General features: G+C 66.3%; 12 protein-coding genes and 1 pseudogene. 5 read left to right on the top strand and 8 right to left on the bottom strand.

The features are described 5' to 3' along the window. The first annotated feature begins 51 nt into the window (after window positions 1–51). Window positions 52–1,247 (top strand): annotated as a pseudogene (locus G1H11_RS10130) (IS30 family transposase). A gap of 39 nt (window positions 1,248–1,286) precedes the next feature. Here G1H11_RS10130 and G1H11_RS10125 read toward each other — a convergent pair. Together G1H11_RS10125 and G1H11_RS10120 are read right to left on the bottom strand one after the other, a co-directional pair. Next, window positions 1,287–2,255, bottom strand: a complete 969-nt coding sequence (locus G1H11_RS10125) for a type IV toxin-antitoxin system AbiEi family antitoxin domain-containing protein (protein ID WP_163818419.1) — start codon at window positions 2,253–2,255, stop codon at window positions 1,287–1,289. A 200-nt stretch (window positions 2,256–2,455) separates the two neighbouring features. Continuing rightward, window positions 2,456–3,091, bottom strand: coding sequence for a VOC family protein (locus tag G1H11_RS10120; RefSeq protein WP_163818418.1), 636 nt, complete (start codon window positions 3,089–3,091; stop codon window positions 2,456–2,458). A gap of 88 nt (window positions 3,092–3,179) precedes the next feature. On the opposite strand from G1H11_RS10120, the gene G1H11_RS10115 reads away from it, so the two are divergent. Continuing rightward, window positions 3,180–3,827: an MOSC domain-containing protein gene (locus tag G1H11_RS10115; protein WP_163818417.1), complete on the top strand. Its 648-nt coding sequence runs from the start codon at window positions 3,180–3,182 to the stop codon at window positions 3,825–3,827. 200 nt (window positions 3,828–4,027) lie between these two features. Further along, a complete protein-coding gene (locus G1H11_RS10110) occupies window positions 4,028–5,362 on the top strand; it encodes a transcriptional regulator (protein ID WP_163818416.1) in 1,335 nt (444 codons plus the stop codon). A gap of 169 nt (window positions 5,363–5,531) precedes the next feature. Here the strand turns inward: G1H11_RS10110 and G1H11_RS10105 are convergent, their stop codons facing one another. From G1H11_RS10105 to G1H11_RS10085, 5 genes are all read right to left on the bottom strand, one after another. Continuing rightward, a complete protein-coding gene (locus G1H11_RS10105; RefSeq protein WP_163818415.1) occupies window positions 5,532–7,847 on the bottom strand; it encodes an OmpL47-type beta-barrel domain-containing protein in 2,316 nt (771 codons plus the stop codon). A gap of 91 nt (window positions 7,848–7,938) precedes the next feature. Next, complete coding sequence (locus G1H11_RS27005) at window positions 7,939–9,993, bottom strand: DUF6923 family protein (protein ID WP_163818414.1); 2,055 nt, start codon at window positions 9,991–9,993, stop codon at window positions 7,939–7,941. Window positions 9,994–10,071: 78 nt separating this feature from the next. Then, the gene (locus tag G1H11_RS25715) at window positions 10,072–10,980 is read right to left on the bottom strand and encodes a carbohydrate ABC transporter permease (RefSeq protein WP_163818413.1); all 909 of its coding nucleotides are present in this window, start codon (window positions 10,978–10,980) and stop codon (window positions 10,072–10,074) included. Beyond that, a complete protein-coding gene (locus G1H11_RS10090) occupies window positions 10,977–11,870 on the bottom strand; it encodes an ABC transporter permease subunit (RefSeq protein ID WP_163818412.1) in 894 nt (297 codons plus the stop codon). The genes G1H11_RS25715 and G1H11_RS10090 overlap by 4 nt, the downstream gene beginning before the upstream one ends. A gap of 15 nt (window positions 11,871–11,885) precedes the next feature. Further along, window positions 11,886–13,151, bottom strand: coding sequence for an ABC transporter substrate-binding protein (locus G1H11_RS10085; RefSeq protein ID WP_163818411.1), 1,266 nt, complete (start codon window positions 13,149–13,151; stop codon window positions 11,886–11,888). Window positions 13,152–13,517: 366 nt separating this feature from the next. On the opposite strand from G1H11_RS10085, the gene G1H11_RS10080 reads away from it, so the two are divergent. Together G1H11_RS10080 and G1H11_RS10075 are read left to right on the top strand one after the other, a co-directional pair. Continuing rightward, window positions 13,518–14,534: an NAD-dependent epimerase/dehydratase family protein gene (locus G1H11_RS10080; protein ID WP_216843623.1), complete on the top strand. Its 1,017-nt coding sequence runs from the start codon at window positions 13,518–13,520 to the stop codon at window positions 14,532–14,534. Further along, complete coding sequence (locus G1H11_RS10075; protein ID WP_163818410.1) at window positions 14,534–15,604, top strand: dihydrodipicolinate synthase family protein; 1,071 nt, start codon at window positions 14,534–14,536, stop codon at window positions 15,602–15,604. Before G1H11_RS10080 ends, G1H11_RS10075 begins: the two co-directional genes overlap by 1 nt. Here G1H11_RS10075 and thiE read toward each other — a convergent pair. Further along, complete coding sequence (gene thiE / locus G1H11_RS10070) at window positions 15,601–16,260, bottom strand: thiamine phosphate synthase (protein ID WP_163818409.1); 660 nt, start codon at window positions 16,258–16,260, stop codon at window positions 15,601–15,603. The genes G1H11_RS10075 and thiE overlap by 4 nt on opposite strands. Window positions 16,261–16,329: the final 69 nt, after the last annotated feature.

Below are 16,329 nucleotides of genomic sequence, written 5' to 3'. Positions count from 1 at the left end.
CTCGGGTTCATGTGGTGAACGCAACACCCTGTGTTTCGGAGGTGTTGCAGGATGGGGCGTCCGCGGATTCCGGTGCAGGTGCGGCGTGAGTTTTGGCGGTTGATTCGCGGTGGGAGCACGATTTCTGCTGCGTCGGGGGCGGTGGCCGTGTCGGAGTTCACCGGCGCTCGGTGGTTCGCCGAGGCTGGTGGGGTGGTGCCATCGATTGTTCAGCAACCCTCGGGGTGGCGGTTGAGTCTGGCCGAGCGTGAGGAGATCGCGTGCATGCGCGCGGCTGGCGCGGGGGTGCGCCAGATCGCCAGGCATGTGGGCCGGTCGCCGTCAACGATCAGCCGGGAGTTACGTCGTCGGGTGGTTCCGCCGTCTGGGCGTCAAACGTCGTATCGCGCTTCTGTGGCCCAGGCCGACGCCGACGCGCGGGCGCGGCGGCCGAAGCCGGCGAAGCTGGCGGTGCATGCGTCGTTGCGCTCGCAGGTGCAGACTCGGTTAGAGCACAACCACAGCCCGGAGCAGATCGCGGCCCGGCTGCGTGAGGAGTTTCCCGACGATCCGGAGATGCGGGTGTCGCACGAGACGATCTATCAAGCGCTGTATGTCCAAGGCCGCGGTGCGCTCAAACGCGAGCTGGTCAAGCATCTACGGACCGGGCGGGCGCTGCGTAAACCACGCCGCCAGCCGGGTCAGCGACGCACCCGCATCCCCGGCATGATCAATATCAGTGAGCGGCCGGCCGAGGTCGCCGACCGTGCGGTGCCAGGCCACTGGGAAGGCGATCTGATCGTCGGTAAGAGCAACGCATCCGCGATCGGCACCCTGGTCGAGCGCAGCACCCGGTTCACCATGCTGCTGCATCTGCCCACCGACCACGGCGCGAACGCCGTCGCTGAGGCCATGATCGCCAAAATGGGCCAGCTGCCAGCGATCCTGCGCAGACCCTCACCTGGGACCAAGGCCTGGAAATGGCCGAACACGCCAAGATCAAAATAGCGACCGACATGGACATCTACTTCTGCGACCCGCACTCGCCCTGGCAACGCGGCACCAACGAAAACACCAACGGCCTACTGCGCCAATACTTCCCCAAGGGCACCGACCTGTCCCTGCACGGCCCCGGCTACCTCGACTTCGTCGCCACCGAACTGAACAACCGACCCCGCAAAACCCTGAACTGGAAAACCCCAGCCGAAGCACTCAACAAGCTACTCTCAGAACCATTCAATCCACCCGGTGTTGCACTCACCACTTGAATCCACCATGGCTGCAGGCATGGTGAAGCACGAGAACGCCTAGTGAAGCGCTCGGGCCGCGCGACGTCGTCCGGCCTGGCGAAACGCCGCCGAGAAACGCGCAAGCACCTCGGCGTCTCGTGACAGGTCCGCCCAGACGAGCCGAGCCACCCCAAACCCGAGATTGCGCAGAATGTCCTCGCGCTGCTTTTCGCGCCAGAGCACGTCCGCGGGATCGTCGTCCGGGCCGAGATTTCCGAGGTACTTCGATCGGCCGTCGAACTCCCCGATCGTTACCTCTTCCTCAAAGAGGAAGTCGGCCCGGAAGATCTCGCCGTTCGGGCCGGTGATCACCGGCTGAAGGCGCGGTGCCGGCAGACCGATCCGGTCGAACTGCACCCGAGCGCGTGACTCCCCGACGGATTCGGCACCCCCGTCCGCGAATGCCACGACCCGACCCGCGCCACGAGCACCGGGCCAGGTCCGCATCACGTCCCACTTCTCGAGAAGCCCCTTCCGATCGTTGCCCACACGCCTGAGCGCACCGTCGGCCACCACCACACCCTGCTCGAATGGAACGGATCGAGCGACGTCGAGCGCGGTACGAAGCGGACTGGTAACGACGACACCACTTACCGAACACACGTCGCCATCCCACAAGCCCGCAGCATGGTGCATCACGCCCGCCTCCAGTCGCGGCGAATGCAGGTCCGTGCGGGTCACATGGACAACGGAAAGATCCACACCCCAGATGGGGAGGCCCAGTATGACCGCCGCGGTGATATGACTCGGCACCGCCGGAACCTTCAGTTGCATCACCACCGCTCGTGCTGTGGCGCGATGTCTCCCGGCCGGATCCATACCGTTCCAGATGCGGGTCTCCACGTAGGCACCGCGACGGACGGCGGTCAGCTGGGAATGGCGTCTCAGCCGGGCGATCTCGTCGTCGGTGTAACCGGCCGCGAGCAACTGCGGGCGGAGGATGACGTGGTCCTGGGTGGCGGCGAGCGCCTGCAACTTCACATCCATGAGGCGATCCTGACCAGCCCACGTACGTGTCGGGCACCTCCATGAGAAGTCTGTGGGCGCCGAGGTACGGCAAATGCAGCCTGTGGATAACCCCAGCTCCGCGCCACCGAGCCACATCACCAGGCTTTCTCGTGCTTCACCAGGGCTACAGGCATGGTGAAGCACGAGAAAGCCTGGTTTACATGATCATTTAGTGGAGGTCAGATGGTGACGAGGCCGTTCGCGGTGGTGAAGCTGACAGACTGCAGGCCGGGCTGCCCGTTCGGGTTGCCCCAGACCACGTTGACGTCCTCGAGCGGGTGCGCCTCCGGCTCGCCGAGCCACTCACTGACCCGGTGCGGATCACCCGCGATCTCCAGTCCGACGAGCTGGACGTCCGCGCCACCAGCAGACGGGTGCTCAGCGGGATCGGACTCCCACTGCACGAAGAACGGCAGCTGGGGGTCGTTGATCAGGCCCTTGACCCCGATCTGCTTCCACCGGAGCTCGAAGCCGTCTGGGCGTTTGCGGTTGCCCTGAACGGCCGGACGCTGCAGGCGCTCCTCAATGGCGCCGAGGTCGTCGACCGCCACGACCCACCCCAGCCAGCCACCGCCCATCTCCGACCTGGCCTTGACAGCCTGCCCGAAGGGAACGTGGTCGGCCGCGGGATGGTCCAGCACGGAGACCACCTCGAGATAGTGCCCCCCGACGAGGGGCAGCAGCCGGTTACGTGTTCCGAACCGCGGGTGCAGGCCGCCGTCGAGGAACGGAACCCCCAGCGCGTCCGCCAGCCGCTGCGCGGTCGCGTCGAGTCCGTCAGGGCCTGCTGCGTAAGAGACGTGATCGAGCCGCATACCCGCATGGTCGCAGTCCGGCGCCGCCCGTCATCGGTCAGGTTGCCCTAAGTCAACGAATGCAGGGCATTCGGGCACAATAGCCCGCATGCCCGAGATCACTGCCGTGTGCCGTGTCTTCGCTCTTCTACCCGACCCCGGCCCCGTCGGCACCACCGCCATTGACAAGCGTCCGGTCACTGGGCGGGCGACCGTGCGACGGTTCGGGATCTACGCGGACCTCCAGGCGGATCGGGCCCACCACGGCGGCATCGACCAGGCCGTCTACGCCTACGCTGACGAGGACGCGGCGTGGTGGGCCAACGAGCTCGGCCGGGAGATCACGCCCGGCCTGTTCGGTGAGAACCTGCGGACGTCCGGCCTGGAGACAAGCGACGCCGTACTCGGCGAACAATGGAGCGTCGGTGCCGATGGTCTGGTGCTGGAGGTCACGTCCCCACGTACGCCGTGCGCTACGTTCGCACGCCGCATGGAGGAACATCGATGGGTGCGGCGGTTCTCCGCGAAGGCGGCCACCGGCGCCTACTTTCGAGTGGTCCAGCCGGGCACGATCGGCATGGGTGACGAGATCGCGGTGACGCACCGGCCGGCGCACGGCGTCAGCGTGCGCGACGTCTTCACCGGACCGACGCGCGAGCAGGCGGCGGCACTGCTGAGCGCGCATGACGCGGGCGAACTAGCCCTCAGCGACGCGGTTCTGGCGAAGTCACGCCGCGCCGCAGCACGGGACAGGTGAGATGCTGGGGCTGCGCCCAGCATGAATACACGGTCTTTCCGCGGGGACATACCGCCCGGCCGCTGCACATCGGCCAACCGGAAGGGCACAATAGGTGCGTGTCGAATGGTCGCGTCAAAGTCGTCGTCGCGGCGGTCGACGCCTCCCGGCGTGCGGGCGTCGGCATGGCAAGGGCGTGAAGAATCGACCAGGAGCGGATCATGCATCAGCCAGGCAGCGGCACGCGCGAAGAAATCACCATCGGTGTCATCGGCGCGGACGAACTCGTCCACCGCGTCATGTCCGTGGCACGTGCCGCGGGCAATCCGTCCTGGCGGCTCATTCCCGCCGTCTACGACGACGAGCAGGACGCCCACGCACAAGCGATCAAGATCGCCTCCCGCGTCGACGTGTGCCTCTTCGCCGGGCCTCTGCCCTACGACCTCGCGACGCGTCAGGGGGATCTCCCCGTGCCGGCTACATACGTGCCGGTGGGCGGTTCGGCCTTCTACGGAACCCTTCTCCGGGGGGCGCTCGAGGGCATCTTCGATCCCCTCCGGATCAGCGTGGACTCGATGTCCGTCGACGACGTCCAGACGGCGTACCGGGAGATCGGGCTCGACCCTGGACAGGTGCACGTTCAGCAGTACGTGCAACCCGAGTCGGCCGGCAAGTTCCTGGACTTCCACCGTGCCCTCTACGAGCGGGGCGAGACGACCGGAGCTGTGACGACGGTTCCCACCGTGGCGCAGGCCCTCGTCGGCGCTGGAGTACCGTCGCTGAAGATGACGGCGGCCGGGGTGACCATCCGGCACGCGCTGCAAACCGCGGTACTCATCGGCAGTGGCGCCAGGCTGGAGGAATCCAGAATCGTCACCATGATCGTTCGTGTACCGAGCGGGGCATTCCCGGCCCACGCCAGTCCGAGCAACTACTGGTATCAGGAACTGAAGCTCTCGCTCCATCGGGAGCTGCTGCGCGACGCCCGGCCGATGGATGCCGCTGTGCTCGTCCGTGACGAGCACAGCTACCTGATCGTCACCACCATGGGATCGCTCAACATGGCCACCGACGAGCTGACGGTCGCCCCATTCGTCGGCCGGATAGCGGCGGAGCTGGGGCTTCAGCTCGAGGTGGGGATCGGCTTGGGCCGCTCCACCAGGGAGGCCGAACTCAACGCGCAGGCCGCGGTGGACAAGGCATCCGCCGCCGGTGCCGACACCGCTTATCTCGTGGGCCCCGGTGAGACGATTCTCCAGCTGCCGGCGGCGCGCACGGGTGCGCCGAAGCCGTCATCCGCGCCACCGAAGGACACCAAGGCTGTCGACATCCTCGGCCGCCTCGCGGCGAAGCTCGAGGACGAGAGCGACACCGAACGGATCGTCGACGCCGAGCGAGTCGCCGAGCTGCTGGGCGTCACGCTGCGGACCGCTCGCCGGATGCTCAACTCCCTGGTGGACGAGGGCCTGGCCTGGCCGATGCCTCCGGCTCGCTCCAGCAAGGTGGGCCGGCCGCCCCGCCCGTATCAGCTCCTCGTCGAGAAAATACAACGCTGATCCGCCGCGGCAAACCAGCCCGAAGCGCTGGCGAGGACAGGGAGCCGGGCCGTGGCGGGAGGAATCCGGCCAGGGATGGCTTCGGGGCTCGCTGAGGGTGAGGAACGAGCCCGAAGCGCTGGCGAGGACGGATTCCTCCCGCCACGACCGACCAACGAACGACGACCGCCTAGCGGTTGGCGAACTCCACCACCTGGACCGCCGAGGCGTTCCATGCGTGATCCACCGCACGGTACTTCAGGACGTGACCACCGCTCCCGTCGACGACGATTGCCCGTCGATACGTCTCCCACGGTCCGTCATCGATCCGGTACTGGATCGCGGCGACTCCGGTCTCGTCGTCAGATGCCGAGAGCTTGACGACGCGTCGCCGGGCCGGAAGCCCATCGCCTGGACGGACCTCGGCCCGGACAACGGGTGGGGTGGTGTCGTCAGGCAGACCGTACCGGAACAGCCGTGTGCTCTGTCCTATGAAGAAGAGGTCGCCGTACCGATCCATGGCCAGGTGCCGGGCGTCTGCCGCGTCGCCCTCTCCGGCCGTGCTGCCGTCGTACAGGACGGTCACGTCTTCGGTGACCGGGTCGAACACGAACAGCTTGTTCAGCGTGACGCCGAACATCCGCCCGTGGTCGATGAGGAGTACGTGTTCGTTGCCGTACCGGCTGCCGTCACGCTGGGCGAACAGTTCCACGCGCCTGACCACGGTCCGATCGTCCGGGTCGAACTCGATCAGCGTCCCACCCGCGAGGGCCCAGATCCGCCCGCCGTCGTCGACCACGAGCCCGGAGACGGTGGGCGCCCCCGGCACGGGAACCATTTCGAAGAGGGTCTCGTGCGTGACCGGGTCCCAGGCGAACAGCTTCGCTTCCTCGGTCACGGGATCGATGCCGTATCCACCGTTGATGGACGTGCCTCCGTACAGCAGCCCGTCATGGAGAACCAGCGACACCGGAGTCTGGTTCTCCACCACTCCGCGGAAGACGTCGACGTGGTTGGTGTCCGGGTCCCACAGCGTGATGGCACCGTTGTGGCGGCCGGTGGTCGGCACCGATGCCACCGCCACCCGGTCCTCCATCTCCACGAAGGACTGGCAGCGGTTCTGTTCATAGGGCTCCAGGTCAACCGCGGCGCCTGGATTGGTTCCCATGCGCCAGGGCTGGCTCGGGTCGTAACGATAGAGCCGGCCCTGGGGATACCGGCCGAACACGAGATCGCCCTTGAATGTCCCGTACCCCTCGATCTGGCTGGTGCCGTCCAGCAGGGTGAACTGCTCGGTATCGGGGTCCCAGCGGCCCATGCCGGGCGGGCTCAGGTAGGCACCGGTGTAGATGCTTCCCTCCGGGCCGGCGCCGATGGCCACGAGCTGCGCTCCCGCTCCCATGAGCGTCGGCTGGTGGTAGTAGCCCGATCCGGCCTGGATGTTGCGTGCATAGATCCGGCCGTTGTTCCAGTACGTCATCGCCAGAGCTGGGCCGGGCGCGGACGAGTCGTCGAGGTCGATCCAGGCCCAGTCCTCGGGCGTGGCGTTCGGGCTCCAGCCGATCGACTCGAGCGCACCGGTCTCGACGTCGTAGCTCTTGATCGTGGCGCTGGATCGCATGTAGACCAGGCGCCCGGTTTCCGGGTCCAGAGGCGACACCCCGTACCCGCTGATGCTCGGGATCTGGTCCTTCCAGGTATCGGTTCCAAGGTCACGAACGTAGGTCCACGATCCCGTAGTCACGAAGAGAAGGTCCCCGCGCCGGTTGATCTTGGAGACGTTCGCGCTTACCGGACCGTCCGGGAACTCCACCTCGGTGAAGCCACCCGAGGACAGGCTGTATCTGGCGAGCCGGCCGTTCGGCTGCGTTCCCACATAGAGATCTCCGTCGACCTGCTCGATTGCTCCGATGTACTGCTCGCCGGGCAACGCCTGACCGTGATTCGTCACCTCGCCGGAGTCCGGGTTGTACGAGAAGAGCAGACCACCGGGGTAGGTGCCGCCCCAGACCGTGCCGTCGTCGCCGACAGCGACCTCCCAGATCCGCTGGCCGCTGAGAACCTCGCCGAGGTGATCTACGTCGTCCGCACCTGGCCGGTACCGGTAAAGCTCTCCCCGGTCGGCGGTGCCGAAGTACACGTGGCCCGTGACCGGGCACAGGCCCATCGTCCGCTGGCTCGACCTGCCCAGTGGAATCCGCACGTCAAGGATAGTGCGCTGGGAGCGGATGTCGACGACGGCGAACTCACCATTGGTGGTGGGGTTTCCCTCCACGAAGAAGAACGCGAGTGGCTCACCGTCGGGACCGTGGCCGATGACCGAACTCAGCGCTTGCGTCTTGTGCACGGGTTCCCCGAGGTCGGTTACCGGGTCGACGCCCGGCTCCGCCACCGAATCGGAATCCGGGCTCGCCCAGGCATGGGCCGGGAGAGAACCGACGGCTAGCGCGGCCACACCCGCACCGCTGAGCTTGATGAAGGTACGCCGGTCTGTGCTTCCAGTCATGTGCTGCTCTCCTTCACTGGGGAACGGGGACTAGCTGCCTTGCTGGCGGACCGGTGCACGCGCCCGGTGCACGTGCCGGTCCGCGCGCGGTTCACCGCCGCGGATTCCAGCGGTACAGCGTGGCACCGGCCGCCATAGCGAGCTGACCGTCGTCCAACGCCGCGAACAGTCGGTACGGGAACGCACCGAGGTCTTTCACCTGCAGGTGAGCCGTACTCACGTGGTAAAGCCGGCCGGCCACCTTGACGTAGAGAGCGTCTTCGCCGGGCACCGGACGCACACCGCCGGCCAGCGACGGGAACGTCATACCGCTGATGTCGACAGATCCGGGAAGGGTGACTTTGCGCAGCGGCCGGCCGGTCCTCGGCTCGAGACGAACCAGGGTGGTCCCGGCCAGCGTCCATAGTCGTCCACGGGCGTCGAACGTGGTGCCGATGTAGCTCTGAGCGCCCTCGATCGGTGACGTCTCCCATCGGACACTGCCCGTTCTCAGGTCGTATGCCACGACGCTGCCGGCGGCGGCCGGCGGGTTGGACGCGCCGGTGCCGCCGTTGACCCAACTGCCGGCGTAGACGACGCCACGCTGGACAGCGAGTGACGTGAATGCCTGGTCAGGAGCGAGATCGTCGAGGATCTCAACCTCACCGGTCCGGCCGTCGAAGATCGTCAGCGTTCCGCCGAACGACGAGACCTTGGGCCCGGTCGCGGCGACAGTGAAGGATCCGGAACGGGCCAGCGCGAAGACCCTGTCCTGCTGACCCTTGAGGTCCCAGAGTTTGACCGGATTGATCTGTGTACCGGGTGGGCCGGGCTTGTAGTCCGGATCGTTGAACGGCAGGTCCGGGTCGTAGCGGTAGCCCCGCGCGTCCGGGTATGCCCCCAGCCACACGTCGTCGCCGTCATCGAGTATCGCCTCGGTCTGTGACCACCGGCGAAATCCGGCCGTACCGTCGGTGACGTCGACGTGCGCGAAGCCGCCCAGGTACCCGCCGGCCCATACCCCGCCGTCCGACGCCGGCTCGAGCGAAAGGATCTCGATCGGCTCACCTGGGACGTCGGCCTGCACCACCTGCGACTCGCCGGTGGACGGGTTGTACCTCCACGACTCACCGCGCCAGAAGAATCCGGTCAGCGTAAGCCCCGGCCAGGCTGGGTCGGCCAGATCCACCCACCCTGCGCCCCGGTAGTTGTACACCCGGCCGGGGTACTCCAGTGACGTGGGCGCCAGCTCGCCGGTGGCGGGCTGATACGCCGTGAGAGTGTTCTCCCGCATGACATAGATCTCGCCGTCCGGGCCGGGGTCGGGCAGACTCAACCCCGCGACCTGTGTGATCGGCTGATGCCACGTGTTCGACGCGAGGTCGTACGGGTAAAGCGGCGAGTACTTGATGTCGGTGCCGATGCGCACGTAGAACTGTCCGCCGGCAACGTCGATGTCGAAGATCGACATCTGCGGGTTCTCGGGGTCGGCCTCGGCCGGCAACGCGATCTCGCGGACGGCGCCGCTCGCCGGGTCAATCTCGAGGAAGTGAGCCGGCGCCATGGTGCCCACGTAGAGCTTGCCGTCGTGGGTGGTGATGGTGCGCGCTTGCGGGGTGTCGGCGACGAGCTGGCCATAGTCCTGCACGGCCCCGGTTGCGGGATCGTAGGCGTAGAGCATCGCGCCCGGGTAGGTCACGCCGTACAGCCGCCCGTCCGGCCCGAAGGTGATGTCCCAGAGGAAGGTCTGCCCGGGTAACGGGGCACCGAGGTCCTCCACGGTGTCGCTTCCCCAAGCCACCCGGTAGAGATGACCGGCGCTGTAGGCCGAGACATAGACGTCTCCGCTGGTGCTCACCTGAACCGAGTACGAGCCGCCGGAGGCGGGTAACGCCCGGGCCCACACCACCTCCTGGCTGCGCGCATCCAGAGCGACCAGGGTGGCCGGGTCGCCGATCACCACGCCGTAGACCATGGGCACGCCGTCGGGGGTCGTGGTCACCGCCGCGCCGATCAGATTGACGTCCTGTAGCGGCTGGCCGAGCGCCACGGGGTCAGCCGCCGCATCGGCTATCCGCGATGCTGCCGCGGGACCGGCCAAAGCGGCTGCCGACGCCGTCGTCAGCGCGCCGGCCAGGACTGCTCGCCTGGAGAGATTCGATGTCACGTGTCCTCCTCGACTCATGGGGTTGTCAGGTCTGGACGTGCTCGTTCTCCCCCGTACGTGCGATGCGTCAGATGGTCCTCAGCCCTTGATCCCGGACATGGTGACGCCCTCCTTGAAGTACCGCTGACCGACCAGGTAGGCCATGAAGATCGGGACGAACGCCACCACGGAACCGGCAAGAACGACATTGAGCGGCACGTTCTCCGCATTCATCGATGCCAGGCCGGTGGTGAGGGTACGCATGTCATTGCTCTGGCCGACGATCAAGGGCCAGAGGAAGTCGTTCCAGTGCCAGAGGAAGACGAAGACGCCGAGGGTTGCCAGGATCGGCTTGATCAACGGGACCACGATCGACACGTACATTCGCCACTCCGAACAACCGTCCACCGTGGCTGCCTCGAACAACTCATCGGGGAGTGACTTGATGAACTGACGCATCAGGAAGACTGCCTGGGCGTTCGCCAAGGTCGGCAGGATCATGCCCCAATGCGTGTTCACCCCACCCGCGTTCGAGATGAGGATGAACACGGGGACGATGGTGATGTGGTACGGCACCATCAGCATCGCGATGAACGACCAGAACATGACTTCCTTGCCCGGGAAGCGCTTCTTGGCGAACGCATAACCCGCGAGCGAGGAGAAGAACAGCACGCCCACCACGGAGACGACCGAATAGATCAGCGTGTTGAACGTCCAGCGCAACAGAGTTCGCGCACCCATCACCCGCTCGAAGGCCTCGAGAGACAGCCCCCAGGGAACCAGGCTGTCCGGCAGGATGATCGGCCCTACGGGCTTCAGGGCCAGGACGACCATCGCATAGAACGGGAACAGGGTCACGATGGCCGCGAGGAAGAGCAAAACGCCGCGCCCGATGCGAGCCGGGCGTCCCGGCTCCAACGCCCGGTAAGGCCGTGTGTTCCGCCGCGGTCTGGCCCCGTTCGAATTCTCGGCCGGCGCGGACGTCGTGGTGTCGGCGATGCGGGTCACCGTTCCCTCCCGATCGTCATGCGCTGGATCATGGCGACGATGAACGTCATCACGAACAACGCGAGCCCGATGGCGCTGGCGTAACCGAAGTCGAAGTAGCGGAACGCCTGGTCGTAGAGCTGGAAGACCAACACATAGCTGGAGTTGGCCGGGCCCCCGCTCGTCATCACGTAGACCGTGTCGAAGATCTGGAACGTGAACGTTGTCTCGATGACGACGAGGAAGAACAGTGCCGGGTAGAGCTCCGGAAGGACGATGTACCGAAACCGCTGCCACGCGTTCGCGCCGTCGGCCAGCGCTGCCTCTTCAAGCTCGCGCGGCACGTCCTGAAGCCGGGCCAGCAGGATGAGCATGCCGAAGCCGAACCGCCCCCAGACGGCGACGATGACGATAGCGGGGATCACCAGTGTGGTATCCGACAGCCAGGCCTGATCCGGCAGTCCGAGCCAGCCCATGATCGACGACCACGGTCCGCCCGAGGAGAAGATCCAGGAGAAGACGATGCCGGCCAGGACGAGGCTGGTGATCACCGGCAGGAAGAAGATCGAGCGGAACAGCCGATGTCCGCGGAAAGCCCGCCGCACGAGAAGGGCCATCCCGAGGGAGATCCCAATGGACAACGGCACAGCAAGCACGGCGATGGTCAGCGTGGTACGAAGTGCACGCCAGAACAGTGGATCCTCGCTGAGCCGACGCAGGTTCTCCAGGCCGACGAAGCTGGTATCCGCGCCGATCGTGTAGTCGGTGAACGCCAGGACTCCGCCGGCCAACGTCGGCCCAAATCGAAACAGGACGAACAGGACCAGGCAGGGAAGCACGAACAGGAGCGCTATCCGTGCTTCCCGCCAGCTCGGCCGCCGGCGCGTGCTCACCAATGTGCCAACGGACACCCGCGTGCTCCTGCCTTATCGAAGTACGGACTGCGCGGCCTGTGCGGCGTCATCGAGCGCCTGCCGCGGTTCCTTCTGGCCGATCAGCACGGCCTGGATCTCCGGAGCCAGGACGCCCATGATCTCCCGAGCGTCCTCGTGCAGCGGACCGACCGTGGTCAGATCGGTGTACTTCTCCGCCTCGCCCAAGATGGGGTCACCGTCGTAGAGGGAGCCGATGGACTCCTTGACCGGGAGGAAGCCGGAGGCCTCGTTATACGTCGCTACCTGCTCTGCGTCAGTGACGAACGCAATCCATGCTCCGGCCGCGTCCTTGTCGTCCGCCGACGACAGCATCGCCAGAGAGCCGACAGTTCCGTAGGCCACCTGCTCGACATTCGTCAGCGGCGGGAGGATGACTGTGTTCTCCTCGCCCCAGAACTCCACCAGGTTCTTGCCTTCAGTGTGCCAGGCGCACGCGACGTTGCCCTGCGCGAGCTGGGTCTGCTCGGTGGGCGGCATGGCGGTGAGCATGTCCTCCGCGACGTACTCGCCCTCGACCATCTCCTGCAGGAGAGTCAATGCCTCGACACCCGCGTCGCTGTTGAAGGTGACGTCTGTGCCGTCTTCGTTGAAGACGTCGCCGCCCGCCTGCCAGAGCAACGGATAGAAGGTCAAGTTCAGCGTCTGGCTCACGTCGCCGCTGTAGGCGATCATGTAGTATCCGGCATCCTTGAAGGCGGGCGCCATTTCTCGCAGGTCGTCCCAGGTCTGCGGATACTCGGTCTCGCCTACGGCGTCGAATACCTCCTTGTTGCAGGTGAGCGTCACCGCACTGGCGAGTATGGGTGCGCTTACCATCTGGCCGTCGATCGTTACGGCCTCCACCGCGTTCGGCAGGTAATCGGCCTTGGCGTCGTCGTCCAGGTAGGGGTCGATGGGCTCGATGTTGCGGGCGTACCCCGGCAGCTGGTCCGGGATGAAGTACACGACGTCCGGCGCGCTGTTGCCGGCGATCGCGGTGGTCAACGCCTGATCGCGGTCGGCCCACGGGAAGATCTCCACCGTGACGTCGACACCCGGGTACTCCTCACCGAATGCGGCGATCGTGTCGTCCCAGAACGACCGGTGCTCCGTCTCGTCCGCCATCACCGGGTAGGTCCACATCGTTACCGACCCTTCGAGCTCTCCCGGCTCGGACGCGCCAGTGTTGGCATCGCCGCCGTCGTCGCCCCCGCACGCGCTCGCCAGCAGGACCGCGCTGAGCGCCGCACCGGTCACCATGACCTTCCGAGTTCGCATGGCCTTCCCTCCTGATTGTCTGACCGCCGTCGCCGTCCGGTCAGAAAGTTAACCCGCCGCCGATGCGGCAGTTTCACGTGGATGACGCCCAAGCATGAGGCCTGACATTATTACAGCCAACCTATGGACACAATAGGTGCGTGCCGAAAATATCCGCCGTCGCTCGCCACTGCCACGCTCGCCGGTCCGGCCGGGATGATCGCCTTGTCCGACGAGGTCACTTGGCCTTGGTAGTTAACGGGCGTGTTTATCTTGACTTAAATGCTGTCTTTAAATCAGACTAGGAAGCGGCCCTCACGGGAGACCCGCATGAAAGCGGGCTTCCCTCGGCCGACCCGATGCCGAGTTGCTGCTGAAAGGTGAGACGTGCGAACCGTCGACGAGCTGGAGGAACATCTCTCGCGGCCACCGGCCGCGCTGACCGAGGACATGCGCAAGCTCGACGGTGACATCGTCGTCCTCGGCGCTGCCGGCAAGATGGGCCCGAGCCTGGTGCGCCTGGCCGTTCGTGCCGTCCACGAAGCCGGGACCGGAGCCAACGTCATCGCCGTCTCACGGTTCTCGCAGCCGGGGTCGGCAGAAGCGCTTCAGGCTGCCGGCGCCCAGGTGGTGACAGCGGACATCGCCGACGACGACGTTCTCGCCAGCCTGCCAGAAGCCGCGAACGTCGTCTTTCTCGTCGGAGCGAAGTTCGGCAGTTCAGGCAACGAGCCCTCGATCTGGGCCACCAACACCTACCTCCCCGGCCGCGTCGCTCAGCGCTACGCGGGGTCCCGAATCGTCGCCCTCTCCACCGGCAACGTCTACCCCCTGACCCCCACAGGGAGCGGAGGCCCGACAGAAGCGCATCCGGTAGGTCCGGTGGGTGAATACGCCATGTCGTGCCTCGGCCGGGAGCGTATCTTCACCCACGCCGCGCATGAGCGGCAGACGCCCACCGCCCTGATCCGCCTCAATTACGCCGTCGAGCCGCGCTACGGGGTTCTGGTCGACATCGCGCAGAAGGTGCGCTCCGGCCAGCCCGTCGATTTGACCACCGGATATGCGAACGTGGTCTGGCAGGGATACGCCAATCAGGTAGTCCTGCGCAGCTTGCTGCATGCGGACATCCCACCATTCGTCTTGAACCTCACCGGCCCCGAGACCGTGTCGATACGGGCGATAGCCGAGCAGTTCGGCCGCATCTTCGGCACCGATGTCACCTTCATGGGGCAGGAGGAGCCGACGGCATTGCTGTCCAACGCCGGCCGCTGCCACGGTTTGTTCGGCTATCCCGACTTTCCGCTCGCCCAGCTCGTCGAACTCACTGCCGGCTGGATTCTGGACAATCAGCCGCTGCTGGGCAAGCCGACCAAGTTCGAAGTCCGGGACGGCCGGTTCTGATGACCAAGACTCTGGCTGAAACCTCGACCGCCGCCGCCCATGACCGTCAGGAACCCATGGACATCTTTCACTCTGGAACAGTGATCCCGGCTCACCCGCTTGCGCTGGACGCGTCGCGCCGGCTGGACGAGCGTCGGCAGCGGGCACTGACCCGCTACTACCTGGAGGCCGGTGCCGGAGGTGTGGCGGTCGCCGTGCACACCACCCAGTTCGCCATCCACGAGCCCGGGCGGGGCCTTCTGAAGCCGGTGCTCGAACTCGCCTCGACCACTGCGGCCGAGTATGCGGACCACACACCTGTCCTCGTCGCCGGCGTGTGCGGGCCTACCGAACAGGCCGTCGCCGAGGCCGAGCTCGCTGCCTCCCTGGGCTACGACCTGATCTTGCTGGCCCCGTACGGTGCCTCCGAACTCAGCGATCAGGAACTGCTCGACCGGACCCGTGCCGTCGGGGAAATACTTCCCGTGATCGGCTTCTACCTTCAGCCCGCGGTGGGCGGACGTCTTCTCCCCCGCCCCTTCTGGCGGCAGCTCGCGGACATCCCGTCCGTCGTCGGCGTCAAGGTTGCCCCGTTCGACCGCTACGCCACCCTCGACGTCGTGCATGGCATCGCCGACTCGGACCGTCACGGCGACGTCACCTTTTACACCGGCAACGACGACCACATCGTCGGCGACCTGCTGGCCACCTACCCCACCGGCACCGAGTTCGCCGGCGGGCTCCTCGGTCAATGGGCAGTCTGGGTACGAAGCGCCGTGACACTGCTCGAACTCGCCAGGAAGGCCAAGGCGGGCGACGACAATGCGCTGCGTCAAGCGATGGACATGGACGTGGCGCTTACCGACGCCAACGCCGCCATCTTCGACGCCCGCAACAACTTCCATGGATGCATACCCGGGATTCACGAGGTGCTCCGGAGGCAGGGGTTGCTCGACGGCCTGTGGTGCCTGGACGAAAACGAAGTCCTCGGTCCTGGGCAGCTCGACGAGATCGAACGGATCTGGACTGCTTACCCGCACCTTCGGGACGATCAGTTCGTCGCCGAGAACCTGGATCGCTGGCTGGACTAGTGACCCTCTGACAGGGCAGCACGGAGTCGCTGGGCGGCCTCCCTGGGCTCGGCCGCCTCGGTGATCGCCCGCACGACCACCACGCGGCGGGCACCCGCGGCCACCACCTGGTCGATGTTCGTCTGGTCGATACCGCCGATCGCGAACCACGGGGTGGCCGGCTCGGTCTCCGCCACGGCGCGTACCGTGTCCAGGCCGATAGCCGGGCGGCCTTGCTTGGTGGGCGTCGGCCAGACCGGGCCTACACAGAAGTAGTCGACGTGCCGATCCTGGTCGGCGGCGACCGCTTGGTCGACTGAATGCGTCGACCTCCCGAGGATCACATCGGGACCGAGCAGCTGACGTGACGCCGGGACCGGCAGGTCTCCCTGGCCGGTGTGGAAGACGGGGGCGCCAGTCAGCCTGGCGACATCCGCCCGGTCGTTCACCGCCACCAGCGCACCGTACTCGGCTGCGACCTTGCTCACCAGCGGCTGCAGTTCCAGCTCATCGCGCGTGCCGAGCGTCTTGTCACGGAGCTGGACGATATCGACTCCACCGCTCAGCGCGGCGTGCAGGAACGACTCCAGGTCGCCACGGTCGCTGCGGGCATCGGTACACAGGTAGAGGCGGGCGGCCGCTAATCGGTCGTGGCGCGGCTCCGCGGGAATCGTCATCACTCCGCGAGTGTCCCATGTGCCGCGTCCGGCCCGTCTTGAGGTGGGATGAACCGCCTCACATGAGGC

It is taken from the genome of Phytoactinopolyspora alkaliphila (assembly GCF_010550695.1).
Lineage (GTDB): Bacteria > Actinomycetota > Actinomycetes > Jiangellales > Jiangellaceae > Phytoactinopolyspora > Phytoactinopolyspora alkaliphila.
The sequence above is the reverse complement of the archived record's forward strand: the minus strand, read 5'-3'. Positions and strand labels throughout refer to the sequence as shown.